This window comes from Acidaminococcus sp. (genome assembly GCF_057597765.1).
The window spans coordinates 1-25,205 of record NZ_DBMBXK010000007.1 but is presented as its reverse complement, the minus strand read 5'-3'; the positions used below and the strand labels follow the sequence as shown (position 1 = coordinate 25,205).

General features: G+C 50.4%; 22 protein-coding genes. 13 read left to right on the top strand and 9 right to left on the bottom strand.

What is annotated here, in order from left to right:
• Positions 1-382: 382 nt before the first annotated feature.
• Positions 383-889, top strand: coding sequence for an HAD family acid phosphatase (locus ACZOF8_RS06090; protein ID WP_288174905.1), 507 nt, complete (start codon positions 383-385; stop codon positions 887-889).
• A gap of 446 nt (positions 890-1,335) precedes the next feature.
• Here ACZOF8_RS06090 and ACZOF8_RS06085 read toward each other — a convergent pair whose 3' ends face one another.
• The gene (locus ACZOF8_RS06085) at positions 1,336-2,256 is read right to left on the bottom strand and encodes a LysR family transcriptional regulator (protein WP_154487976.1); all 921 of its coding nucleotides are present in this window, start codon (positions 2,254-2,256) and stop codon (positions 1,336-1,338) included.
• Positions 2,257-2,455: 199 nt separating this feature from the next.
• On the opposite strand from ACZOF8_RS06085, the gene ACZOF8_RS06080 reads away from it, so the two are divergent.
• Together ACZOF8_RS06080 and ACZOF8_RS06075 are read left to right on the top strand one after the other, a co-directional pair.
• Positions 2,456-3,796, top strand: a complete 1,341-nt coding sequence (locus ACZOF8_RS06080; protein ID WP_154487975.1) for an enolase C-terminal domain-like protein — start codon at positions 2,456-2,458, stop codon at positions 3,794-3,796.
• Between the two features lie 21 nt (positions 3,797-3,817).
• Positions 3,818-5,125 carry an SLC13 family permease gene (locus ACZOF8_RS06075; protein WP_022488270.1) on the top strand — a complete coding sequence of 436 codons (1,308 nt, stop codon included), beginning with the start codon at positions 3,818-3,820 and terminating at the stop codon, positions 5,123-5,125.
• A gap of 136 nt (positions 5,126-5,261) precedes the next feature.
• On the opposite strand, the gene ACZOF8_RS06070 is transcribed toward ACZOF8_RS06075, so the two are convergent.
• From ACZOF8_RS06070 to ACZOF8_RS06050, 5 genes are all read right to left on the bottom strand, one after another.
• Positions 5,262-6,197, bottom strand: a complete 936-nt coding sequence (locus tag ACZOF8_RS06070) for a LysR family transcriptional regulator (protein WP_441374121.1) — start codon at positions 6,195-6,197, stop codon at positions 5,262-5,264.
• Positions 6,198-6,336: 139 nt separating this feature from the next.
• Entirely contained in the window at positions 6,337-7,500 is a 1,164-nt protein-coding gene (locus ACZOF8_RS06065) for a mandelate racemase/muconate lactonizing enzyme family protein (RefSeq protein ID WP_022488268.1), read from the bottom strand.
• 10 nt (positions 7,501-7,510) lie between these two features.
• Positions 7,511-8,809: a TRAP transporter large permease gene (locus tag ACZOF8_RS06060; RefSeq protein WP_022488267.1), complete on the bottom strand. Its 1,299-nt coding sequence runs from the start codon at positions 8,807-8,809 to the stop codon at positions 7,511-7,513.
• The gene (locus ACZOF8_RS06055; RefSeq protein WP_022488266.1) at positions 8,806-9,348 is read right to left on the bottom strand and encodes a TRAP transporter small permease; all 543 of its coding nucleotides are present in this window, start codon (positions 9,346-9,348) and stop codon (positions 8,806-8,808) included. Before ACZOF8_RS06055 ends, ACZOF8_RS06060 begins: the two co-directional genes overlap by 4 nt.
• 69 nt (positions 9,349-9,417) lie before the next feature.
• The gene (locus ACZOF8_RS06050) at positions 9,418-10,431 is read right to left on the bottom strand and encodes a TRAP transporter substrate-binding protein (protein WP_022488265.1); all 1,014 of its coding nucleotides are present in this window, start codon (positions 10,429-10,431) and stop codon (positions 9,418-9,420) included.
• 160 nt (positions 10,432-10,591) lie between these two features.
• On the opposite strand from ACZOF8_RS06050, the gene ACZOF8_RS06045 reads away from it, so the two are divergent.
• Positions 10,592-11,236, top strand: coding sequence for a GntR family transcriptional regulator (locus ACZOF8_RS06045; protein WP_022488264.1), 645 nt, complete (start codon positions 10,592-10,594; stop codon positions 11,234-11,236).
• 221 nt (positions 11,237-11,457) lie between these two features.
• On the opposite strand, the gene ACZOF8_RS06040 is transcribed toward ACZOF8_RS06045, so the two are convergent.
• On the bottom strand, positions 11,458-12,681 hold the full coding sequence (locus ACZOF8_RS06040; protein WP_487426678.1) for a hydantoinase/carbamoylase family amidase: 1,224 nt from the start codon (positions 12,679-12,681) through the stop codon (positions 11,458-11,460).
• On the bottom strand, positions 12,678-13,460 hold the full coding sequence (locus tag ACZOF8_RS06035) for an IclR family transcriptional regulator (RefSeq protein ID WP_308664181.1): 783 nt from the start codon (positions 13,458-13,460) through the stop codon (positions 12,678-12,680). Before ACZOF8_RS06035 ends, ACZOF8_RS06040 begins: the two co-directional genes overlap by 4 nt.
• Before the next feature lie 192 nt (positions 13,461-13,652).
• Here ACZOF8_RS06035 and ACZOF8_RS06030 point away from each other — a divergent pair, with 192 nt between their 5' ends.
• The 7 genes from ACZOF8_RS06030 to ACZOF8_RS06000 all read left to right on the top strand — a co-directional run bounded on the left by ACZOF8_RS06030 (position 13,653) and on the right by ACZOF8_RS06000 (position 21,727).
• Positions 13,653-14,882 (top strand): Nramp family divalent metal transporter, encoded by a 1,230-nt coding sequence (locus ACZOF8_RS06030; RefSeq protein WP_022488261.1) that lies wholly within the window; start codon positions 13,653-13,655, stop codon positions 14,880-14,882.
• A gap of 47 nt (positions 14,883-14,929) precedes the next feature.
• Positions 14,930-15,913 carry an agmatinase family protein gene (locus tag ACZOF8_RS06025; protein ID WP_487426677.1) on the top strand — a complete coding sequence of 328 codons (984 nt, stop codon included), beginning with the start codon at positions 14,930-14,932 and terminating at the stop codon, positions 15,911-15,913.
• A gap of 61 nt (positions 15,914-15,974) precedes the next feature.
• Positions 15,975-16,454, top strand: coding sequence for an L-2-amino-thiazoline-4-carboxylic acid hydrolase (locus ACZOF8_RS06020; protein WP_288174892.1), 480 nt, complete (start codon positions 15,975-15,977; stop codon positions 16,452-16,454).
• 266 nt (positions 16,455-16,720) lie between these two features.
• Entirely contained in the window at positions 16,721-17,758 is a 1,038-nt protein-coding gene (locus ACZOF8_RS06015) for an ABC transporter substrate-binding protein (RefSeq protein WP_022488258.1), read from the top strand.
• Between the two features lie 53 nt (positions 17,759-17,811).
• A complete protein-coding gene (locus tag ACZOF8_RS06010) occupies positions 17,812-18,906 on the top strand; it encodes an ABC transporter ATP-binding protein (protein WP_022488257.1) in 1,095 nt (364 codons plus the stop codon).
• Complete coding sequence (locus ACZOF8_RS06005) at positions 18,893-20,617, top strand: ABC transporter permease (RefSeq protein ID WP_279125680.1); 1,725 nt, start codon at positions 18,893-18,895, stop codon at positions 20,615-20,617. The genes ACZOF8_RS06010 and ACZOF8_RS06005 overlap by 14 nt, the downstream gene beginning before the upstream one ends.
• 3 nt (positions 20,618-20,620) lie before the next feature.
• Positions 20,621-21,727 (top strand): ABC transporter ATP-binding protein, encoded by a 1,107-nt coding sequence (locus tag ACZOF8_RS06000; RefSeq protein ID WP_487426676.1) that lies wholly within the window; start codon positions 20,621-20,623, stop codon positions 21,725-21,727.
• A 36-nt stretch (positions 21,728-21,763) separates the two neighbouring features.
• On the opposite strand, the gene ACZOF8_RS05995 is transcribed toward ACZOF8_RS06000, so the two are convergent.
• Positions 21,764-22,339, bottom strand: coding sequence for a MarR family winged helix-turn-helix transcriptional regulator (locus ACZOF8_RS05995; RefSeq protein ID WP_487426675.1), 576 nt, complete (start codon positions 22,337-22,339; stop codon positions 21,764-21,766).
• A 232-nt stretch (positions 22,340-22,571) separates the two neighbouring features.
• Between ACZOF8_RS05995 and ACZOF8_RS05990 the strand changes: the two genes are divergently transcribed.
• Positions 22,572-23,756 carry a MalY/PatB family protein gene (locus ACZOF8_RS05990; RefSeq protein WP_487426674.1) on the top strand — a complete coding sequence of 395 codons (1,185 nt, stop codon included), beginning with the start codon at positions 22,572-22,574 and terminating at the stop codon, positions 23,754-23,756.
• A 31-nt stretch (positions 23,757-23,787) separates the two neighbouring features.
• A complete protein-coding gene (locus tag ACZOF8_RS05985; protein ID WP_022488252.1) occupies positions 23,788-25,038 on the top strand; it encodes a dicarboxylate/amino acid:cation symporter in 1,251 nt (416 codons plus the stop codon).
• Positions 25,039-25,205: the final 167 nt, after the last annotated feature.

Here is a 25,205-nt window from a genome sequence, read left to right as displayed (position 1 = left end):
TATCATATATATAAAAAACCGTAAAGTATAGACTAACAAAAAATATAAAATCAAGAGTTCCATAAAGCTTATAATCATATGAAATGATAAAATCGACTCCGTAGGGGCCGGTTCAGGACTTTTGCAAAGCAAAATGCCGCCAGAGCCGCCCGCCAATGCCCCAACAATCGGTACAGCAGGTCCGGGACGACCGGGCGGGATTGGGTTGCAACCCTGGGTCATCCCCTACGGGGTATATCAACCCAAAATACAACCTTCGTACAACCAATATTGTTTTAAATACCCATGGCAGAATTTTATTAAAAGCTATATAATATGCAAATAAAAGCATAAATATACACGGAGGGAACTGCCATGAAAAAACTGATGACTGCCATCCTGACTGCCGGACTGCTGGGGACCTGCATGGCCCGGAGCCCTGGATTTCCTCAACTACTGTAAATCCAAAGGAGTGGAAGTGTTCTACGTCACCAGCCGGGACCAGGGAGAAGGCACCTACGGCTATGCCCTGAAGAACCTCCAGGACCTGTCCTTCCCTTATGCAGATAAGGATCATCTTACCGTGCTCGTCGACACCTCCAACAAGGAAAAGGAACAGAAAAAAATCGCCCAGACCCACAATATTGCCGTGTATCTGGGGGACAGCCTGAATGATTTCCAGCGGGTGTACTATGTAAAGGACGTGGATCAGCGGAATGCCCTGATGGAAAAGGACAAGGACCTGTTCGGGAAAAAATTCATCCTCATGCCCAACCCCACCGACGGCCATTGGGTACGGGCCATTTTCGGGGAATCCGAACCGGCACCCACCAAGAAGAACCGGGAAACCTGGAAAAAAGCCGCCGAAAAGCAGCAGAGCCAGGTGATCCTGGAACATATGGGGAAATGAAGGCGGTCAGCTGTTAACGGTCAACGGCCTGCGGCACGCCCCTACCTCGTTGCTGTCGGACTATGGTTACCAATGGTCGGAGAAACGGGGGCTTCGGCAATGCCGTTATTGTGATTTCGCCCGGACCCTTGACCCCAACGGCGTAGGGGCTTGCTGCAGGCAAGCCCGTCCCGGCCTCCCGGCAGGGCACTACTGCAATGGACAATACGATTGTACCGGGTCCGTAGGGGCGGCAGGCCCGGCCGCCCGCAGACGGCCTGTTGTACAGCCCCTGCAGCAATCTATTTATTCAAAGTCGCTTAAAAACACGGAGAAAATCATAAAAAGATTTATCGTTTTCGTGCAAAATTAGCCTAAAACATTTGTTGTTTTCGTGTAATCCCATAGAATCCCCTGCCGCTGACCGTTGACAGAAAGGGGCTGCTGCCCATGCAACAGCCCCTTTTTCACTTCATCAGCGCCTTCACACTTTTCCTTTTGAAATATTTCCGGATCTCTTCACACAGCTTTTTTTCCGGGGTGTGCATTACCCAGTTCTTCCGGCGGACCAGGGCGAATTTTCTTGTCACCGGGGGATCCAGCCGGTAATAATGGATCTTGTTTTCATATTCCATGCAGGATTTTCCGATAAAGGTGATGCCGATGCCCATGGCCACCATGGCCCGGGTAGTGACGATGCTGTTGGTTTCGCACATGGTGCTGGGGTCCAGGCGGATGGCTTCGAAAATCAGGTCCGTCACTTCCCTCAGGGTGGAGCCTTTTTTGCAGATCAGGAAATTGTCTTCGCCCAGTTCTTCCTCCAGATCTTTCCAGGGGAACGTATCCCCTGGATTTTTTTTGCAGTAGGGATGGTTTTTGGGTACTGCCAGCAGGATTTCCTCCACCCCCAGGATATCCACCTGGTCCGGGGAAAAGGGAGAAGTGTCATGGATGGCCATCACCGCACAGTCAATGGCTTCTTCCTGGAGCATACGGCTCAGATCGATCACGTTCCCTTCGGTGATTTCCACAGTGGCTTCCGGGAATTCCGCCTTGAAACTGGGGACCACCGCCGTGAGCATTTTCAGGCACAGCTGGGAAGTGAGACCCAGGGTGATGTGGCTTTTGTTGTTCATGGAGCGGATGTTTTCGTACAGATGCTTTTCAATGGAAAGGACCCGCTGGGCCGCTTCCACATACAATTCTCCTGCGGGAGTCAGGAGCATCCGGTTCCGAGTCCTTTCAAAAAGCGGCACACCGATTTCCTGTTCCAGTTTGGCCAGGTACTGGCTCAGGGAGGATTGGGAAATGTACAGCTCTTCCGCCGCCTTGGTCATGTTCTGCTTCTGGGCGATGGTCAGGATGTACTGGAGATGACGGGTATCCATAAAACAAGCCTCCTTGCAGACTTAGAAAAAGTAAGAGTGCCTCTTAGAAAAACTATTCAAATAATCAGATAATATTAGCAAAACTGATTGCAGGAATCATTATTACATATTGGCCAGGGAAAAGCAAATTGGCTATATTGATTACAGACAATTTGAAACATTCAAAAGCGCGCGATAAGGATTGCAAGGAGGAAAAACAATGGCAACTACACCGATTGTAACAGATATGAAGGTCATCCCCGTAGCCGGGTATGACAGCATGGAAATGACTCTGAGCGGGGCCCACGCACCGCTTTTCACCCGGAACCTGGTGATTCTCCACGACAATGCCGGCCATGAAGGCATCGGGGAAATCCACGGGGGCGAATATACGAAAGAATGTCTGGACAGCTATATTCCCCTGGTGGTGGGGCAGGAAATCGGCAAATACCGTTCCATCCTGGGCACCATCCACAGAGGAGGCAAAAAAGCCGAAGGAGATGACGGGGAAGGGATCCAGACCCTGGACATTTCCAAACTGAAATTCGTGGTCCGGGCAGAATGGGCCCTGGAATGTGCTCTCCTGGACCTGCTGGGCCAGTACCTGGGTGTTCCCATGTGCGAACTGCTGGCGGAAGGCAAGCAGCGGGACAAGGTGGAAATGCTGGGGTATCTGTTCTATGTATCTGACAAGAACAAAACGGACCTGCCCTACCTGGACGAATCTGACAGCAAGGATCCCTGGTTCCGGTACCGCCGAGGCGAAATCCTTACCCACGAACAGGTGGTGGAAGAAGCCCAGATCCTCCACGAAAAATACGGCTTCCGGAACTTCAAGCTGAAAGGCGGGGTCATGGAAGGGTCTTATGAAATGGACACCTGCCGGGCTCTGAAGAAAGCATTCCCCAATGCCCGGATCAACATCGACCCCAACGGGGCCTGGAGCCTGGATGAGGCCATCCGGCTGTGCAAACCCATGGAAGGGGTCCTGAGCTACATCGAAGATCCCACCGGCCCGGAAGCGGGCTTCTCCAGCCGGGAAGTGATGGCGGAATTCAAGAACGCCGTTTCTCTCCGGGTAGCCACCAACATGATCGCCACCAACTGGCGCCAGTTCTACCATGCAGCCGCCCTGAAGGCCGTGGACATCGTCCTGGCGGATCCTCACTTCTGGGGTATGGAAGGGAGCCTGCGGATGGCAGCTCTGCTGAAGGAATGGGGCCTTACCTGGGGCAGCCACTCCAACAACCACTTTGACATCACCCTGGCCACCTTCGCTCAAGTGGGGGCTGCGGCACCGGGGAATCCGGCTCCTCTGGATACCCATTGGATCTGGCAGGATGGGCAGAACCTGCTGAAGGATACTCCCCAGATCAAAGACGGGTTCCTGGAAGTATCCAGGAAACCGGGGCTGGGGGTCACCCTGGACATGGACCGGGTCATGGAAGCCAACAAGCTGTACAACCAGATGCCTTCCCACGACCGGGACGACGCCATGGCCATGCAGTACCTGATCCCCAACTGGAAATACGACTGCAAGAAACCCTGTCTGGTGCGGTAAGAGAAAAGGGGGAACCTATCCATGAGCTTTGCGGCCTTTGTCGGCTTTGCGATGATGATCCTCATCACCACACTGCTGCTGAAAAAGAAAGTCAGTACTCTGTTTGCCTTCACCATCATCCCCATTATCGGGGCCTTCCTGCTGGGGGCCAACGTAAAGGAAGTCTGCGATTACGTGAAATTCGGCCTGGGCAAGACCCGGGACCTGATGTTCATCATTTTCTTCTCCCTGCCTTATTTCTCTCTGATGAATGAAGTGGGACTGTTCGACACCATGGTGGAATTCCTGCTGAAGCGGACCAAGCTCAGCGTCACCATTGTGATGATCATTACCGTGTTCGTTTCTCTGATTACGGAAATCGACGGCAGCGTAACCTCCACCTATCTGGTGACCGTGCCCATGATGCTGCCTCTGTACAAGAAGCTGAAGATCGATCCCAAATGTCTGCTGCTCCTGTGCTCCGCCACCATGTGCGCCCTGTTCATTACGCCCTGGAACGGCCGTACCCTCCGGGCAGCCACCCTGCTGGACGGGATTCCCGCTCCTCAGAACTACATTTTCGTCCACATGCTGCCCCTGATGCTGATCTACATTGCCATGTGCCTTGGGCTGGCTGTGCTGCTGGCCCGGTTCCAGATGAAGAAAGGCGCCGGCCAGGTGGATGAAAGCGTCATCATGGAAGACCTGGAAAAGAAAGACCAGTCCGAACTCCGGCGGCCCAAACTGTTCTGGTTCAACCTGCTGCTCACCGTGCTGCTGATTGTGGGCCTGAGTGTGGTGCCTGCTCCCGGCTATGTGATCTTCGCCCTGGGCCTGGTCATCGCCCTTACCGTGAACTATCCGGATCTGAGCCTCCAGAACCAGCTGCTGAAGAAGTACTCCAAAGAAATGTATTCCACCGCCTGCGCCGTGTTCCTGTCCGGCGTGGTGGTAGGGGTCCTGTCCAAGAGCGGCATGATGGACGCCATGGTCCAGTTCCTGGTGGGCATCATCCCCAGCGTCCTGGGACCCTGGGTGTACCTGATCATCGCCATCTTCAGTGCTCCGCTGATGCTGATCTTCACCAACGATATCTGGCAGTATGCCCTGGTGCCCATTGTGGCCGGGGTCAGCGCCAACTACGGCGTGCCCAAGGAAATCGTGGTCATGACCCTTCTGATGAACATGGGGGCCATGGTTTCCCCGGTGGCCCAGCCTCAGATTTACCTGGCCTGCGACCTGGCGGACCAGACCGAGCTCCAGGATTATGTGAAGTTCTCCTTCGCTCCTTTGTGGATCATGAACATCCTGTGGCTGGTGGCCGGCTATGCCCTGGGCATCTTCCGGTGATCTTCCATCGCCAACAATGTATCAAAACCATACATCCTTGGAAACCAACAGACCCAAAGGGCCGCCCCTGCGCGGGAGCGGCCCTTTGGGTCTGTTTTACGTCCTGCACTTCACTCTTATCTTTTCTCTGCACTCTTTACTCTTTACTCTGCACTTTAGCCTTGGCTTTCTTTATCCAGTATTCCCGGGCCTGTTGGATGAACAGCTTTTCTGCCTGATTCAAAAAAGCTCCTTTGGGATAACTGACCGCCACGTTCCAGTGGAGGGGCTTTTCAAAGGCATAATACCGGATCCCCTGTTCAAAGCCCCGGGTGGTGGATTCCGCCACAATACCGCAGCAGATTCCCGCTCGGACCATTTCCAGGATGGTGGCCGGATTGGCGGTGTCAAACAGGATCCGGGGCACCATCTGCCGGGCCCGGAACAGTCGGTCCAGCACCGGACGCATGGTGGTCTGCTTCCGCAGCAGGATTATGGGACGGTCCTTCAGGGCCAGGAGAGGCAGACGGGGACGCTGTCCCTCTGCCGCCGGCAATTCTCCTTCCAGCTTCCAGTCTTCCGGTACTGCAATGAGGATATCCTCTTCATACAGGTCTTCATATTCATTGTCGTCCCGCTGGCTCCCGAACAGAGTCATGAACCCCAGATCCAGATCCCCGGCAGTGACCAGCTTCTGCATCTGGAACACGTTCAGTTCATAGGGGACCACCACCAGGTTGGGATATTCCTTGTGGAAAGCCGGGTACACATGGATGAACATGTCCGGCCCCCGGACGGGAGTCATCCCCACCCGGATGGTTCCCGTGTATCCGTGGGTCAGGTCGCTGATCTGGCTGTAGGTGTTCTGCTTCACCCGGAGCATTTCCCGGGCCCCTTCCAGGTAGATTTCCCCGGCCCGGGTAGGGCCCCAGTTTACCTTGCTGCGCTTGAAAAGAGGCGTCCCCAGCTCATGTTCCAGGTGGAGCAGCTGCTGGTTCAGGGCCGACTGGGTCAGGAACAGCTTTTCCGCCGCCTTGGTGATGCTCTTTTCTTCTGCAATTTTCAGGATGTGTTCAATAAGTCTGGTATCCATAAGTGGAAAGAACCTCCCTGCAGTTTCTCTAAATTAATTGTGCTCATTGAAATAATATTTTAATTGATTTTATCATATTTGGTAAAAATGAAAAAACCGTCGGTAATTCGACGGTTTTTTCTTATCCTTACGCTGTTTTTTATTTTACAACATACTTTTCTACACAGTCCCAATCGATGTCAATACCCAAACCGGGACTGTCAGGAACCAGAAAATTCATGGCGGCATCTGTTTGAAAGGGAGTTTTCAAGATACCAGTCTTCAACGGATTTGGATTTTCTTCTGACTCCATGGCAATGGTATTGGTCATGGATGCCGCGACCTGCAGGCTGGTTGCAAACAGGATGGCAGAACCGAAACAATGCAGTGAAATCTTTTTTCCGGCAGTCAATGCGGCTGTTCCTATTTTTTTGACTTCAGATATGCCGCCTGCCCAGCCTACATCTGGTTGGAGAATGTCAATAAGATTTTCAGTCATTAGATGGTTAAAATTGGAAAGGCCCTGCTGAGTCTCACACCCTGCAGTAATCAACTCTGGTGCGGCATGGGCTATTTTTCGGTAGCCAGCAATATCCTCGAAAGGAAGAGGTTCTTCAATGACCTGCACACCAGTGTCCAGAAGGCGAGGCGTATTTTGAATCACCTGATCGGCCGTCCAGGAAGCATTGGTATCGACCATCAAAGTACCATCTTTCATGATTTCATGAGCTGCTTGGATCCGCCTCCAATCTTCTTCTGTACTGACTGTATCTTTCTGGTTGGCCATATATTTTAGAAAAACATTGGTATTCGTGCGGCCTATTTTTATTTTTGCACTGGTATAGCCTTTTTTACGGTATCCGTACAGCTCTTGTTGAAGTCCGTCCAGTCCTTTTCCAGGAGCATAAAATCCTCCACTGGCATAGGTGGGAACTTTATTGGAAGATGCTCCCAAAAGATGGCTGATGGGCATATGAGCAGCTTTGCCTAGAATATCCCAGAGAGCGGTATCAATACCTGAAATGACAGCCATTGTCAGACCGCGACGGCCGTTGGCCAGGGTGCGCCAATACATGGTTTGCCAAAGCTCTTCAATGTTTTCCGCCTCTTTACTCAAAATAATGGGAGAAATCTGGTAATCAAGCAGTGCTTGAAGGACATTGAGAGGGGCTCCAAAAGAAAAGGCTTCTCCAATTCCCCAAATTCCTTTGTCTGTATCAACACGGATCAGGAAGGCCTGTCGTGCTGTAGAGGTGCTTAAAGCGTCATGGATTTCATCACAGGGACAACGCAGTTGAATCCCTTTCACAGAGGTTATTTTCATAACAGGCCTCCTAAACGGTCATGCCCAGGAAAGTGGGGAACCACAGGCTGATGGAGGGAATAAATGTGATTAGCATCAGGGCAATCAGCAGACAGGCCAGCCAGGGAAGCAGTGCTCTTGAGAAATGACCTACCGATATATGCCCAATCTTGCTGACAACGAATAAAACCAGGCCAAAAGGAGGCGTTAACAGGCCAATCATCAGATTCAATACCATGATGATGCCAAACTGCGTTAGATTTACATGGTACGCTTTCAGAAGCGGCATAATCAACGGTACAACAATGGTGATGGCGGAAGCGGTTTCCAGGAAACAGCCGATAATCAGCAGGAAAATATTGATCAGCAAGAGCAGCATGAACTGAGAGGAAACAAGCCCCGTCATTTCTTTCAGAATCAGCTGGGGAATCCGTACACGAGTTGCCACGTACCCAAAGAAAGTGGCACCGGCAATGATCAGAGCAATGGTAACAGAATCCCGGAAGGTTTCTTTCAGGATGGAAATAAATTTTGTCAGAGTCAGTTCACGATAAATGCAGATTTCTAAAAACAGACTGTAACAAACTACAATGGCTGCACTTTCTGTAGGGGTGAAGACACCCCCGTAAATTCCTACCAGCAGAATAACAGGAGCCATCAGCGGGAGGAAGCCGTCTTTAAGAGCGGTAAAAAATTCGCCTCCAGAGGGAAATTTGGTACGGGGATAGTGACGCATAATAGCATAAGCACTGACCAGTACCATCATCAAAATGGCCATGACCAGGCCAGGGATGATTCCAGCCATAAACAGGGCACCTACGGAGGCCCCGGATACGGTTGCATAGACGACCAGAGGAATGGAAGGGGGAATAATAGGCCCCAGTGTTGAGGAAGCGGCCGTAACGCAGCAGGAAAAGTCATTATCAAAACCGTTTTCATTCATGGCTTTGATTTCAATGGAACCAAGCCCACCGGCATCAGATACAGCTGTACCAGACATGCCGGCAAAAATTACAGAACAAAGAACATTTACATGGCCTAAACCTCCAGGGAGCCATCCAACAACCTTCATGCAGAAAGAAAAGAGCTTTTTTGTGATGCTGCCGGTATTCATGATTTTTGCAGCCAGCAGGAAAAGCGGGATGGAAAGAAGAGTAAAGGAATCTACGCCAGTGTAGAGATATTGGCTGAGAAGGCTCCATTTCATTCCAAAGCGGGTAGCCAGAACGGCACAGCCAGCCAGAGACATACTGATATAGACTGGAACCTTCAGCAGGAAGAGAGCCAGCATGGAAACCAGTAGCATGATAATAATCGTGTTCGTAGTCATATTCCCAAATTCATCTCACTTTCTTTTTTCCGGGCGATAGCTTTTTCTTCTTTGTTGATATCCATGGTATCCGGGCAGCCTTTGCACAGAGCGACGATTTTGCATACTGCTACCACAAAGAGAAAAGCAAATCCAACACACATGGCAGAATAAATCCAGTTCATTTTTATCCAGGGGAGTGCTACTGCAGAAACTCCTGTGTTGGTATTAATCAGAACCATGAGACTTTTAAGACAGAGCACAGAAAAAACACAGGTTAGAATATTGATCAGGATATTAATGACTTTCTGTAGTTTAGGCGGGCATTTATTGACGACCATATCCACACAGATATCAGCTCCTTCTGCAAGAGTCAGCGGTGCTCCCAAAAAAATCATCAGACAGAAGCAGATACGAGCCAGTTCTTCTGTGAAATTCTGGCCAATGGTAAAGAGACGGCAGAGAACTTGAATAACCATCAGCAGAAAAATGATAAACAGAAGAGTTATGCAGATGCCTTCAACAGTTTTCAAATATCCCCGTGCAATTTTATGGAACATGACAGAATACCCTCCTTTTCTAAGAGAAAGGGTGCCGTACTTTATAGTGCGGCACCCTTATGCTGGGAATTATTTGGCGTATTTCATGACTTCATCATACGTGGTGACCGTCCATTTGCTGCTGAATTGTTCTTTATAGTAATTTTCCAGTGCATTGCGGAATGCAGCTTGATCAACTTCAACGACTTTCATGCCCTTGTCCTGGCATTGCTGTTTGTATTCCTGACGGCTTTCTTCTGCCAGCTTGTCAGCATAGGCCAAGTCTTCTTTTGCACATTCCTGAATGATTTTTTGCTGGTCAGGAGTCAATTTTTCGAACGCCTTGTTATTGATATAGAGACCCACAAATTCATATACATGGTTGGTTTCCATGATATAAGGCTGTACTTCATACAGTTTTAAAGTTGCCATTTGTTCATATCCACCTTCGCAAGCTTCGGCTACTTTGGTCTGCAGTGCCGTGTACAGTTCGTTCATGGCAACGGTGGTGGAGCTGACACCCAGTTGACTCCAGGTATCCACATAGACTCTCATGCCTGGCAACCGCAGCTTTAATCCTTGAAGATCGGCAGGTGTTTTAATGGGCTTTGTCCCGGCCAGTTCACGGATATCCCGGTTGTGGAAGCCCAGAGTGGTAAAGCCATTTTTCTTATAGATGGCTTTGAGCTTATCACCAATACCACTGTTCAGAATAGCCTGTTGCTGTTTCAAATCTTTCATTAGGAAGGGTGCATCCAGGAAAGTGTATTCTGGAGCATACAAGTCAAGTCCTTCCAATCCGGACATCGTCATGTCCAGATCGCCACTGGCTACAGAAGAATAGTTGTCTTTGGGATTTCCTAAAGTTCCGTCTGTAAACAGATTGATTTCAATACTTCCATTGGACTTTTTCTTGACATCATCTACAAACTTCTTCATGGCTTTGCCAGCGGGAGAATCTGCCGAATAAGCGGTAGCCAAATCCATTTGGACTTTGCCGCCTTCACTTTTTGCTTTCCCAGTTTCTTCAGTTCCGCAGCCAGTGAGAGCGAATACGGCCAACGATGCCAGACACAGTGCCGCAAGTGTTTTTTTGACGTTCATTGCAGATTCCTCCTTCAAAACAGTTCATTAAAGATTCTAAAAATTCCGTTCACTCTTTCTAATTTGATTCTAGCATAGAATTTTTTTGCATCCAAAGGATATATCCAGTATAATTGAAATATATCTGTTGTATACAAGAGCGGACTGGAATAGAGGTGAAATGGCTGTCATGATGAGTTTACGGGATAAAGCTTATTATGCAATCAAAAACAAAATCTTAAGATGCCAGTATGAAAGTAATGGGTTCCTGAATGAAACAGCTCTTATGGAAGAACTGGAGGTCAGTAGGACTCCTATTCGAGAAGCTCTGACACGGTTGGAACAAGAGGGCTTGGTTACTGTCCTTCCTAAAAAGGGTGTTATGGTCAGGCCTTTGACGATAAATGAAATCAACCAAAGTTTCGAAGCCCGTATGTTGCTTGAACCTTTTATTATCAGAAATGATTTAAAATATTTGGATTTAAAAGGGCTTCATGAGATACGTGATCGTTCACAGCAACTGATTGAAGCTGCACCGGATCCAGAACAATTCGCGCTACTGGATGATCGTTTTCATAGGCTCCTGGCTCAAGGGTGTTCGAATATTTACTTCCGAAACATGCTGGCCCATATCTTTGACCAGCATATGCGGATCCGTGTCCTTTCAGGAAGTGATATCTGGGAAAGGCATAAGGAAGCGGCTAAAGAACATCAGAAAATTATCGATCTAATTCTCATGGGGGAACGGGAAAAGGCGGGAGATGCCATGCTGTACCATTTAAAAGGTTCCAGAGAAACGGCATTACGGAGTTTGTCCAATCAATAATTATTAAAATAAACTTGTTGTATCCGGACTTGTATCAAATGTTTTTTCTGGGATAATATTTTAGTGAAAAGTGAATAACATATTATTGGCACAGTCCTAAGGGTTTTCATGATGCGTCTTAACGTTATCTAGTGAAAAGAAACAGGTTGTTGCATGCGTGAAATTACGCATTTGCAACAACCTGTTCTTTTTTGGAAATCTGATCTGACCTGGAATCCTTTTTACTCCATCGTCAGATGCATCAGCACTTTTTCCAGGACTTCAGCTGCCTGCCCAATATCTTCTGCTGAAGTGAATTCTTCCGGGGAATGGCTAATCCCGTTTTTACTGGGAACAAACAGCATGGCGGTGGGGAGAAAATGGCCCACTATCATGGAATCGTGACCTGCCCAACTGGGTTGTATCTGGAAAGGAACACTTTCTTTCGTGGCATAATCTTTAAAAAGTTCCATGATTTTCCGGTCCATAGGAAGTGGAGGAATCTGGTCCAGCTGTTTCCAGGAGAAAATTACATCATACTGCTGCTCCAAACCATGAGAAAATTCTTTGAAACGAGCAATGGCCTGGTCCATAACGGAATCTTCTGCGGCACGGATTTCCAAAGACATTTCTGCTTCCCCTGGGATTACATTTCCGGCATCGGGAGAAACACGGATATGACCGACGGTAGCCACATACTGTCCCTGAGAGGCCAGAGCGCTCTGGTAGATTTCGGTGATTTCCGCAGCGGCTGCGGCCAGGGCATCCTGACGGTTTTTCATGGCAGTGGTGCCGGCATGGTTGGCTTTGCCCTGGACGGTGATCATGAAATGCCGAATCCCCACAATGGCGGATACAATTCCCAGAGGCAGCTGGGCATCTTCCAAAGAGCGGCCCTGTTCAATGTGGAGTTCCAGGAAACATTTTCCCGGAAGCAGATGGGGGGCAAAAAAATCGCCTTTCAGCCCTGCCTGCTGAAGGAGCTGGGGCAATGGGCAGCCATCTGGAGTGACAAATGCTTCCGGAGACTGTCCCTGAAGTCTGCCGGTAAGAGCCTGACTGCCCATGCAAGGTGTTCCAAACCGGGTCCCCTCTTCTTCGGCAAAGGCAATGATGGTCAGCGGCCGGCGGGGAAGGAATCCTTTTTCACGCCAGAAGCGGGCAATGGCCAGTGGTACAGTAATTCCCAAGGCCCCGTCATATTTTCCGCCATGGGGGACCGTGTCCAGGTGTGAGCCTGTGTAGACCGGCGGAAGGTCTTCTTTCCCCGGTACGGTCATCAACAGATTCCCCCAGCCGTCCTTTTCACAATGCAGGCCATTTTTTCCCGCATATTGCTGAAGAAAGTCCTGGGCAGCCAGAAAGGCAGGGGACCAGGACAGGCGGGTTGTTCCCTGGCCTTCGGTATAGCCAAAGGAGGAAAGGGGCCGGAACAGATCCAGCCAAAGATCTTTTAGTGTTTTCATAAACATTCTCCTTTTTTTAAAACTTGTTTCCAGGTGTCAATGGCTTTTTGGAAATCTTTCAGCAGGTCCTCTTTGATTTTGGGAAGAGATTTTACAAAGAAGGTGGCACTGAGAGTCAGCAGCAGCCGGCCTTTTTCATCATACAAGGGGACTGCCAGACTGCCTACATCATTGACAAACTCTTCGATTTCTGTAGAATACCCATTCTTTTTGATGGTTTTCAGCTGGGCCTCCAACTGCTCCCGGGACCGGATGCTGGCTGGGGTAAAAGCCTTGTATTCCAGCTGATCCAATAATTTTTTCCGGCCATGGGTAATCTGATCCAGAAGCAGCAGCTTTCCAGAACTGGTTGCATGGAGGGGCAGATCGGTATATTCACTCATAACGATGTAGTAGGCCTGTTTGGTGGGGTAGGCACAGTAGACGCTGAAAATCTGGTTCTGATAAACCATCTGCAGGCTGGCAGAGAAATGGTATTTTTCTGCGGCCGCATCCACCAGTGGTTTGAAGAGTTCTACATACCGGTCGATATCCTGGCGGATCATGGAGGCTTTGGTTACGAAGTAATATCCCAATTTGTAACAGCCCGTATCCTGGTCCCGGAGCAGCAACTGGCTTTCTACTAACGTATTGACCAGCCCACGGGTGGTGTTGATGTTCAGCCCGGTTTTTTCACTGATGGCAGACAGTGGCAGGCTGGGATCCGTAGGCGTAAAACAGTCCAGTATCTGTACGGCCCGCTGGATGGACTGGATGGGTTTCTGTAACTTTTTTTCCATAAATGCCCTCCTTTGGCAGCATGATTTTCTTTATTAGAGTAACACAAAAGAATTTGATTGACAAACAGAAAATAGAGTGATATAAAAATGTACAAAACTACAATGCAAAAATAAAAACGATAATGTAGTCAATCAAGAGCGAGTTGCTAGGGTAATGCGGCGTAGAAATTTACTTGCGAAGGGGAGAGTATTATGGCAGAAAAGAAGGAAAAGCAGTTTACCCTAAGGGAAAAATTAGGGGCACTGGGACCTGGATTCCTGATTGTGGGCTCGTTCATCGGACCGGGGACGGTAACCAGTTCCACAAAAGCCGGGGCTGATTATGGGTTTCAGTTGTTCTGGTGCGTGATCTTCTCGGTTATTGCAGTGATTGTTATGCAGGGTATGGCTGCCCGGTTGGGCATTGTGACCCAGATGGGGCTGGCTCAGAATCTGGTGAAGGATTTTGAAGACCGGCCTGTGCTGCGGAATCTGCTGTGCGGACTGGTGGCCGTGGCCATTACCATTGGCGGCTTTGCTTATATGAGCGGGGACCTGACTGGGACGGCTATTGGCATCAGTGCCCTTACGGGAATTTCTACCCGAATCATTGCGCCAGTATGGGGCTTCTGCATCCTGCTGCTCCTGAGTTTTGCCGGGGATGCCCTTAAATACCTGGAAAAATTGCTGGGAGCTTGTGTGGTTATTATGGCTGTGGTTTTCTTGGTGACCATGTTCGTGGTGAAACCGGATTTGGGAAAACTGCTGGCTGGATGTGTGCCCAATATTCCTAAAGGCGGGCTGATGACCTGTTTGTCTCTGATTGGGACTACGGTAGTGCCCTACAATATGTTCCTCCATGCCGCTTCCGCCAAACGGACCTGGCACAGCACCGATGAACTGCCGCTCTGCCGGTTCGGGACCAATGTCCCCATGATCATCGGGGGCATCGTTACCGGGGCCATTATGGTAACGGCGGCAACGGTTATGCTGGGGATGCCTGTCCGGAATGCCATGGATATGTCCATCCAGCTGGAACCCACTCTGGGGACTTTTGCCAAACCTTTTATGGCCATCGGTCTGGTGGCCGCCGGGGTTTCCAGTGCCGTCTGCACTCCCATGGGCGTTTCTTATGTACTGGCCGGACTGTTCGGTTGGGAAACCAACCGCAGTGACAAACGGTATACCATTACCAACTTCCTGGTGCTCCTGACGGGTATTGTCATTGCCGGGGCCGGATTCAATCCCATTGCTCTGATTATGGCGGCCCAGATGGTCAATGGTGTGGTACTTCCCGTTGTGGTAGGTGTGACCATTTATCTGACGGCCAGCCGGAGAATCATGGGCCAGTTTGCCAACAGTACTCTGGAAAATGTCCTGGGGGCTGCCATCTTCGTGATTTCCCTGATCCTGGGTGTCAGCAGTGTCATCAGTTTGTTATAAGAAGGTCTTTGACCTGTCTGTTTAATTTTTAGAGGAGATGTTCTGAAATGAGAGAAAGCAAACCTACGATTTATGATCCCAATTTCCTGCCCAATATGATTTACAGCGGGGTTCCGTCCTGGCTGAATCTGTCTGTCATTGAAAATGATGAGGACCTGAAGAAAATCGATGCAGCAGTGGTAGGGGTGCCATGGGAAGGGGGCTGCACCATCGGTGGCTATTCTTCCACTACGGAAGGCCCGAAGGCAGTCCGGTCCACTTCCATCCGTTACACCGGGTTCCTGCCGGATTATAATCTGGACTGCTTCGACTATCTGAAGGTAGCTGATTCCGGGGATGTTGCCACCCAGAACGGGAACTATGACTTCACCTTTAAATCCATCCGGGAACGGATCGGCAAACTGGCCGATGCCAAAATCATTCCCATTACCATTGGTGGTGACCATGGCATTGCTTATCCCATCATCAGTGAAATTGCCAAACGGTACCCGAAAAAGGTAGGCGTTCTGCATTTCGATGCCCATTTGGACAACTACTCTCATTTCGGTGATGATGAACTGTCCCGTTGTTCTCCTTTCTATCGGGTATATAACGATCCCAACATGGATCCCACCAAGATTGCCCACATTGGCATCCGGGGGCCCAGAAACCATCGAGAAGAATACAACAATGCCATGAAATACGGTGCCACGGTGATCCGTGCCATCGATGTCCATGAAGACGGCTGGAAAGCCTCTATTTCCAAAGCTCTGGAAGTGGTCAGCAAGGATACGGAATATATCTATATCACCGTCTGCGCAGACAGCCTGGATGCAGCCAATATGCCTCAGGCACCTCAGGATATGGGTGGGCTGACCTCTTATGAACTGCTCATGATGCTCCATGAAGCAGGGCTGGCAGGAGCACGGGGGATTGACTTTGTGGAAACCTACCCTGAGGTATTTACTCTGCAGACGGCGGCCCATGTGGTCAACTGGGCTTTCCTGTATTACCTGAACGGTCTGGCACAGCACATCAGAGACAGCAAATAATTCGTTTGATTGGTTGTCTAGCTGGCCAAACCACAGTTGGACTGCCTGTAATAAAAGGGGAGTGAAAAACTTGAAACCGCAAAAAATGGATGAACCAGTTTCCATGTTTGTCCTGTTCGCCAGATTTTTTTCCATCCTGGCAAAGAATCTGGAAAAGGAATTCGGAGAAAAAGGCCTGGAAATCCTGAAACAAAGCGTCATCGACTGGGGTGTGGCACGGGGTAAAGATATTGCCCGCAGAGCTGCCCAACGGGGTCAGAAAAACGATTTGGCTGCCTATCTGCCCAATTATGACATGGAACGCAGCGAGCTGTTCGGATATGATACGGAATATGGCAAGGATGAAATCAACCAGGATTTCGACCGGTGCGTATTCGCCAAGACCTGGATGGACGCCGGGGAAGAGAAGTATGGCCGCATCTACTGTGAAAACATCGATCCGGCCATCTGCAAAGGATACAATGAAGACCTGGAATGTGTGCATGACCATATTATGTACAAAGATCATCACTGTACCTTCTGCTTCCGGATGAAGAAATAAAAAGATATAAGGGGCTGTGCAAGGATATGGACAGGATATGTCCAGGATTCCTGCACAGTCTTTTTTTGCTTAAGCCATTATGCAAAAGAACTGTTGGAGGTGGGCTTTATGAGAATTGAGCGATGTAGTTGTTAAATACTATACACTATCAGCTAATTTTATTTGAATTGTAAAAAACATGTAAATATTCAGTAAAAATATGGTAAAATTAGCACATAAAGTATTCTACCCGGGAAAGAGATTTCAATAAGGGAGGCTGAATTACCATGAATCTGAAGAAGTGGCTGTCTGTAGGGATGCTGTGCGTGCTTGCTGCAGGGATCAGCGCCTGTGGCGGAGGCGGGGCGATTCCTGGTTCCAAACAGGACAAAAAATCTGCAGGGAATACGGTAATGCTGTATTCTTCCATGCAGGAAGATCAGCTGAATGCCATCAAGAAAGCATTTGAAAAGAAATATCCGGACATCAAACTGGATTATTACTTTGCCGGGACGGGGAAGGTCATTACAAAAATCGCTACGGAAGCGAAATCCGGCCAGGTGGCGGCAGATGTAATCTGGGTAGGGGACCCGGCAGACTACATCGGGTTCAAGAAAATGGGAATCCTCCAGAAATACAGTTCTCCGGAAGCCAAGGCCATCGATCCAGTCTTCATCGACAAGGAAGGTTATTATACGGGGGCCCGGATGATGAACATGGGCATTGCCTACAACCCCCAGAAAGTTTCCAAGGAAGAAGCACCCAAGACCTGGGATGATCTCCTGGATCCCAAATGGAAGGGCCAGATTGTCATGACGGATCCTGGAACAGCGGGGACTACCAAATATGCTGTAGGAGCCTTGATTTCCAATTCCAAGTACGGAAAGGCCTATTTTGAAAAACTGAAGGAAAACGGCACGGAACTCCAGTCCGGGACCACTGCAACCCACAACCAGATTGCGGCCGGTGCTTATAAAGTAGGGATGTGTTTGGATTATGTCACGGAAAACCTGAAGAGCAAAGGTTCCACCATCGAATTCGTCTATCCGAAGCAGGACATCATCTCCATCTACAGCCCCATCGCCCTGGTGAAGGGAGCCAAGAATGAGGAAAATGCCAAAAAGCTCTATGACTTCATCCTTTCCAAAGAAGGGCAGGAAGTCTTGGTACAAAACAATATGCTGTCCGTCCGCAAAGATGTGAAACAGAAGGGTGTGACCATTGAGGAAATCGCCAAGAATGCCATGAAGGTGGATCTGGAGAAACTAGCTGCCAATGCCAAGAATGTACTGGATGAATTCGATGCCATCTTCAAGAAAAATTAACGTCGGAACGGACGGCAGGACAGTCTGCCGTCCGTTTTTCAGGAGGTGAAAGTATGGCCGATGTTCGGTTCAACCATATTACCTTCCACTATGGGAAAAAGTGCATCTTCGAAGATCTTTCCCTGACCGTGGAAGAAAGCCAGATCATGTGTCTGGTCGGCCCTTCCGGCTGCGGCAAGACAACCTTGGTCCGCTGCCTCTTGGGGTTCATCAAACCGGAGACAGGCTCCATTTATGTAGGGGACCGCTGTCTGTTCGACGCGGAAAAAGGTATCGACGTATCGCCGGAGCATCGTCACATCGGGGTGGTATTCCAGGATTATGCGGTGTGGCCCCATATGACCGTGCTGGAAAACGTGCTGTATCCCATGAAAAAGATGCGGCTGCCCAAAGAAGAGATGAAGGAAAGAGCCCATCATGCCCTGGAACAGGTAAGGATGCTGGGATACGAGGAACATCTCCCCAGCCAGCTTTCCGGGGGGCAGCAGCAGCGGGTGGCCATCGCCCGTGCTTTGGTGAGCAGCGACGAAGTGATCGTCATGGACGAACCCATCACCAACCTGGATGCCAAGCTGCGGGAAGAAATGCTCACCGAGATCCGCTTGATCCAGCATGATATCGGGACTACCATCCTGTACATCACCCATGACCAGGAGGCGGCTCTCCAGCTGTGTGACCGGATGGCCATCATGGACCGGGAAGGGAAGCTGTGCCAGATCGGGGAAGATGAGGACATCATCCTGCGGCCGGCCAACCGGTTTGTCTTTGAATTCATCGGGGTATCCAACTTCTTCCCTTTGGTGCGGGAAAATGGACACACCTATCTGGTGGCCGGAGAGAAATTCCTCTATGATGAATGCCCTCCGGAAATCTTTGCCAGCGGCAAGCCCATGGAAATGGGGAGCCGGCTCAACGATATGGTCTTTGACGACCAGTCTCCTATCCGGGGAAAAATCACCCGGAGCGTGTTCCTGGGAAGCGAATACGTGTATTTCATCCAGTTGGGGAACCGGGAGATCCGGATGCAGGTCAATGCCCTGGATGTGATGCAGAACAATAAGGTGGAGGAAGGCCAGGAAGTGGGTTTGCGTTTCCTCCAGCCTCGGTATTATGAAGCCAGAAAGGAGGACCATGATGAATCTGCGTAGAACCCGCCAGGGGACATCCGATCTGGCGGCCCTGGACGGAAAAACCTTCAGCCTGGATAAGGCCATGACGCTGGTCAGCTTCGTCCTGTTGTTCGTCATCGTCTTTATCCCCATTTTCATGATCGTCTACAATGCCTTCTTCTATGAAGGGCATCTGGACATCGAGATGTTCAAGACCGTTGTATTCAGCCAGGATAATATCAGTGCCATGACCCATACTGTCATCATCGGCCTCAGCGTGACGGTGGTGGGGACGATTATCGGTCTTTTCTATGCCTGGCTGCTGGGGCGCAGCGATATCCCCTGCAAGAACCTGATGCGGGCCCTGTTCATGATCCCTTACATGTTCCCCCCCTTCTTCGGGGCCATGGCTTGGGATATGCTCCTTTCGGGACGGGGCGGCTATGTGAACACCTGGCTGATGAACACCTTCCACCTGGCGTCGCCGCCGTTCAATATCAATTCCCTGGGCGGCATCATTTTCGTGGAAGTCTCCTATTATTTCCCCTTTGTGTTCATGCAGGTGGTCAGCGCCCTGGAACGGATGGATCCCACCCTGGAAGAAAGTGCCCGGATCGCTGGGGCCAGCCAGGGGACCGTCATCCGGAAAATCACCATCCCACTGGTGACTCCGGCCATTTCCGCAGGGGCCCTGCTGATCCTGATTTCTTCTCTGGCCCATTTCGGGGTGCCGGCCATCCTGGGCTTCTCCAAACAGATTTATACCCTGCCTACGGTAATCTATGCCTACATCGACCGGGCTGGGGGCAGCTTTGAAGGGATCCGCCAAGGCGCGGCACTGTCCATCCTCCTGGTCTTTGTGGTCACCATGGCCCTGATCCTGCAGAAAGTGGTCCTTTCCAGCGGGTCCTATGATATCATCAAAGGCAAGAGCATGCGCCCCACCCTAATCAAGCTCCGGGGAGCCAAATATCCTCTGCTGCTGCTTGCGGTGCTGACTCTGGTCCTCATCGTGCTGGTCCCCCTCATCATGATCTTCCTGGAAGGATTGGTGAAAGCCTATGGGCTGCCGCTGATCCCAGCGAACTTCACCCTGGACAATTTCCACAGCATCATCACCAGCAAACAGACCATGGATGCCATCCAGAATTCCCTGTTCCTGTCCATCAGTGCCGGGGTCCTCTGTATGTTCCTGGGCGTGATGATTGCCTACGTGGTCATCAAAATCAAACCCAAAGGGAAGGAAATCCTGGAAATGCTGTCCGTCCTGCCCTATTCCATCCCTGGGACTGTGCTGGCTATCGGGGTCATCCTCTCCTGGTCCGGCCAATTGGGCATCAGTCTGTATAACACCATCTGGATCATTTTGGTGGCATACATGGCCCGGTACCTGAGCTTCTCTATGAAGAGCGCTTCCGCATCCCTCCAGCAGGTCCACCCGTCCCTGGAAGAAGCGGCCCGTGCCTGTGGAGCGTCTCATACGGAATCCCTGAAAGACATCACCCTGCCTCTGATCCGGCCGGCCATGGTAGCTGGGTTCTTCCTGATTTTCCTGCCCTCCATGCGGGAACTGACCACTTCCATCCTGCTCTATGGACCCTATACCCGGACTCTGGGGGTGCAGATCTTCGCCCTGCGGGACAGCGGACAGATCCCCCAGGCTTCGGCGCTGGCGGCCGTGGCCATCTGCATCATCATCATCTGCAATTTCATCGTTACCCAGATCACCAAAGACAAGAAGGGGGTGTAAAACGTGACTGACCAAATTGTGCTGCGGCACGTGACCAAACGTTTTACCACCAAAAAATTGGGCACCATCACAGCTGTCAATGATTTCAACCTGACCGTCCGGGAAGGGGAATGTTTTTCCTTCCTGGGACCATCGGGCTGCGGCAAAAGTACCACCCTGCGAATGATCGCCGGGTTCGAAGACCTGTCAGAAGGGGAAATCGAACTGTGCGGCCGCCCCGTCTCCGTCAAAGAGAAGAACATCTATGTGCCTCCGGAAGAGCGGGGATTGGGGATGGTGTTCCAGGCCTTCGCTGTCTGGCCCCATATGAATATCTTCGAAAATGTAGCGTTCCCGCTGCAGATCCGGAAGCTGCCCAAGGCGGACATCATACAGCGGGTGAAAGAGGCCCTGCACCATACCAGCCTGGATGGGATGGAAGAAGTCTATCCCAGCGATCTTTCCGGAGGACAGCAGCAGCGGATCGCCCTGGCCCGGGCCATCGTCACCAATCCTAAGGTCATGCTGCTGGACGAACCTTTGTCCAACCTGGATCCCAAACTCCGGGAAAGCATGCGGTTCGAAATCAAGAGCCTCCAGCAGAAATTCGGCTTCACCATCATTTTCGTGACCCATGACCAGAGCGAAGCCATGGCCATTTCGGACCGGATGATGGTCTGTGATATGGGGAACATCGTCCAGATCGATACCCCAGAAAATCTGTACAACCGGCCGTGCAACCGGTTTGTCCATAGTTTCTTGGGACAATCTACGTTTTTGCACGTTTATTTAAAGGACAATCAAGTCTATGTACGGGGAGGTTCAGAACAGACCTTGGATCTTCCCATCCCGGAGAATGTGGACCGGGAGATGGTCATTGCCATCCGGCCCAATGAAATCGACTTGAACCGGACCAAGGGATTCCGAGGAAAGATCGAAAGCCGGATTTTCCTCACCGATTCTACTCAGTATCTGGTCCGCATGGGCGATCAGCTCCTGAAGGTCCAGACTCCCCATCGGATTACTTTTGCCGAAGGAGAAGAATGCCGGGTCAACCTGGTGAAGGTCATGTGGTATCCGGAAGAAGATCCTGGCAAAGAAGAAGAACGGGCCAGGAGACAGTTGGTATGAAAAGAGGGGCTGCTGCGTACGCAACAGCCCCGTCTTTTATTTCTTCTTCCGCCGTCCCTGCCTTTTGGGTATCTGGTTTTCTTCGAAATCTTTGCTGATCACTCCATAGTAGACCTGCATGACCCGGAAGAAAGTATCGATCTCTTCCGGTGTGCATTTTTCTCCGATTTCTCCCAAAGTCTTGGTGATATCGATGATATCGTACATTTTGTGGGCATTGCTGGCACGGGCCCCGGCTTCCGTGGTATAGAGCCGGACCAGCTTGGCATTGCCTGCTTTTTTTTGTTTGCTGACCAGGCCGTTCTGTTCCAGGCGAGTGACAATCTGGGAGATGGCTCCCTTTGTCTTATGCCAGAAATGGGTCAGTTCCGTCACCGTAGTCCCCGGATAGTCATCAATATAGGTCAAGGTGTGGGATTCGATCATGGTCAAGGGCACCCCGGTGCCGTAATCATGGGTGTCATAGATGTAATCATCATAGCGCATGACGAATTCATAGATGATTTGGTGACGGTTGTTCAGGGTCTGGAAAGTGGTGTTGATGAAACTGGGATCTGGAGAAGCGGAATTGAGCTTTTCGTTAATCTCAGAACTATCGTTTTTTAAAAGCATGATAGAACCTCTCTTTAAATAAAAAATAAATGGTTAATACAAAAACAATATTAAGCAAAAACAAACCAAAAGTCAAGGAAAATTCTAGGAAATAAATTGATTAGAATTGTACAACAATAAAAACAGTTTAGAAACTAAACAAAAATCATTGACAGTGTTAGAAAAATCAGATACAATAAAGCCATCAGAAAAGTTTAAATACTAAACTAAAATAAAGAGAGGAAATGAAATCATGGGACATTACGATTTTGACAGGATCATCGACCGGAAGAACACCAGCTGCCTGAAATATGACTTCGGCATGCAGCGGAAGGGACGCACGGATCTTTTGCCTATGTGGGTGGCGGATATGGATTTCGCCTTGCCGGAAGAGATCCTGGCTGACTTCCACAAACGGATCGACCACGGGATCTTCGGTTACACGGATCCGGATGCCGAATATTACGCAGCGCTGGACCGGTGGTTCTCCGTCCATCACGGCTACCACATCCAGCCGGAATGGGTGACCCTGGGCTGCGGAGTGGTCTATGGCTTGGCCACCGGGGTGAAGGCATTCACGGAGCCGGGGGATGCGGTGCTGATCCAGCAGCCGGTGTACTACCCCTTCCGGGAAGTGATCGAAGACAATGGCCGGAAATTCGTCAATAGCCAGCTCCATTATGAAAATGGAAAATATACCATAGACTTCACTGATTTTGAGCAAAAAATCGAAGACAACAATGTAAAAGTATTCTTGCTGTGCAGCCCCCACAACCCGGCAGGACGGGTGTGGTCGGAAGAAGAGCTGACCCGGATGGGGGATATCTGCCTGAAACACGACGTAATCATCATGGATGATGAGATCCACTGCGATTTCGTCTATGCTCCCCACCATTTCACCAGCTTCCTGACTTTGGATGAAAAATACCGGAAGAACTTGGTGCTGTACAATTCTCCCAGCAAGACCTTCAACGTGGCAGGTCTCCAGCCGGCTAATATCATCATCCCGGATGAAGAGCTGCGGAAGCGTTACCGGAAAGCCAATGCCGCCGCCGGCTACAGCCAGGGTAGCATCATGGGCCAGGTGGCAGTGAAGAGCTGCTACACCAAAGGGGATGAATGGGTGAAGGAACTGGTGGAGTACATTGCCGGGAACATCGCCTGGGTCCGGGATTTCGTGAAGGAAAACTTCTCCAAGGCTACCTTTGTAGAACCGGAAGGGACCTACCTGGTGTGGATCGATTTCTCCGGGTATGGGTTTACCGATGAAGAGCTGGAACACCTGGTGGTGGATGAAGCCAAACTGTGGCTGGATTCCGGGAAGATCTTCGGACCGGCTACCGCCCAGTTCGAACGGTTCAACATGGCCTGTCCCCGGTCCACGGTGGAAAAGGCCTTCCATCAGCTGAAAGACGCGTTGGAAAAACACTGCCGGTAAGCCGGGAAGCACACAAAGGAGTTGTTGCATCATGGGAAAAATCTGGAAAACCTATAAATCTTCCTTCCTTTTGCTGGCATCTATGATCATTGGCGGCATCGTCGGGATGTTCTGGGGAGAAGGGGCAGAAATCCTGCAGCCCGTTGCCGATACCTTCCTGAATCTGCTGTACTGTTGTGTGGTCCCGCTGATCTTCTGTTCTCTGACTTCTGCCATTGCCAAGATGGACGACCTGTCCAAGCTGAAGAAAATCATGGGCTATTTCCTGGCGGGGACCTTCATCACGGGCATCATCGCCTGCCTGTTTATGATGATCCCGGCGGTCATCCTGGATCCCGGCAAAGGAGTGGTGTTGGATATGTCCAAGGATGTGACCAATGCTTCCGGCAGCCTGAATGTGCTGGGGATGTTCACCGTAGGGGATTTTCCCAAACTGTTCTCCAAAGCCAATCTGATGGCCCTGATCGTGTTTACTGTCATTTTCTCCATTGCGGTGATCATGGCCGGTGAAAAAGGCAAACCCATCGTCCGGGCCATGGACAGCCTTACCGCCGTCATCGTGAATGTGATCAACATCGTCATGAAACTGGCGCCGCTGGGGTTGGGTTGCTATTTTGCCATCCTGATCGGGAAATACGGCAATGAAGTGATCGGTCCCCTGTCCAAAGGCATCATCCTGTACCTCTTTGTGGTATTGGCGTACTTTGTGGTGTCCCAGACGGTGATGGCCTATCTGGGCGCCGGTATGGAAGGAGTCCGGGCCTGGTGGAAAGGGGCTGCGGCTCCTACCCTGACGGCCCTGGGGACTTGTTCTTCTGCCGCCAGCCTGCCCATCAATCTGCTCCATGCCAAACAGATCGGGATCCCGGATGATGTGGCCGACCTGGCCGTTCCTCTGGGGGCCAACCTCCACAAAGACGGCGCCTGCATCATCCAGATTTTGAAGATTTCCCTCCTGTGCACGGCTTTCGGCATCAACTATGCCACCCCCCGGAACCTGATCATGTCCATTGTAGTGGCCGTCATTGCTTCCATCGTCATGGGTGGTATCCCGGCGGGAGGATATGTGGCAGAAATCTTCATCGTATCGGTTTTCGGATTCCCCACCGTTTCCATTCCCATCATGGTGCTGATCGGGACCATTACCGATGCTCCCGCTACCGCCATCAATGTAACCGGAGATACGGGCCTGGCCATGATCATCGCCCGGCTGGTCCACGGCAAGGACTGGCTGAAACAGGCCGAAGGAAAAAGAATGGCAGCGACCATGGAAGCTACATGAAAAAAAGGAGCTGTTGTGAGCTGACCCCCAATTGTTAGACCAAAAATCTAACAATTGGGGGGCAGTTTTTTATGGCAAAACACAGCTATGAATTTAAGAAAAAAATAGTACTGGAATATTTGAACAGTGACGAAGGGTGTATTTCTATTTCACGTAAATATGGGATG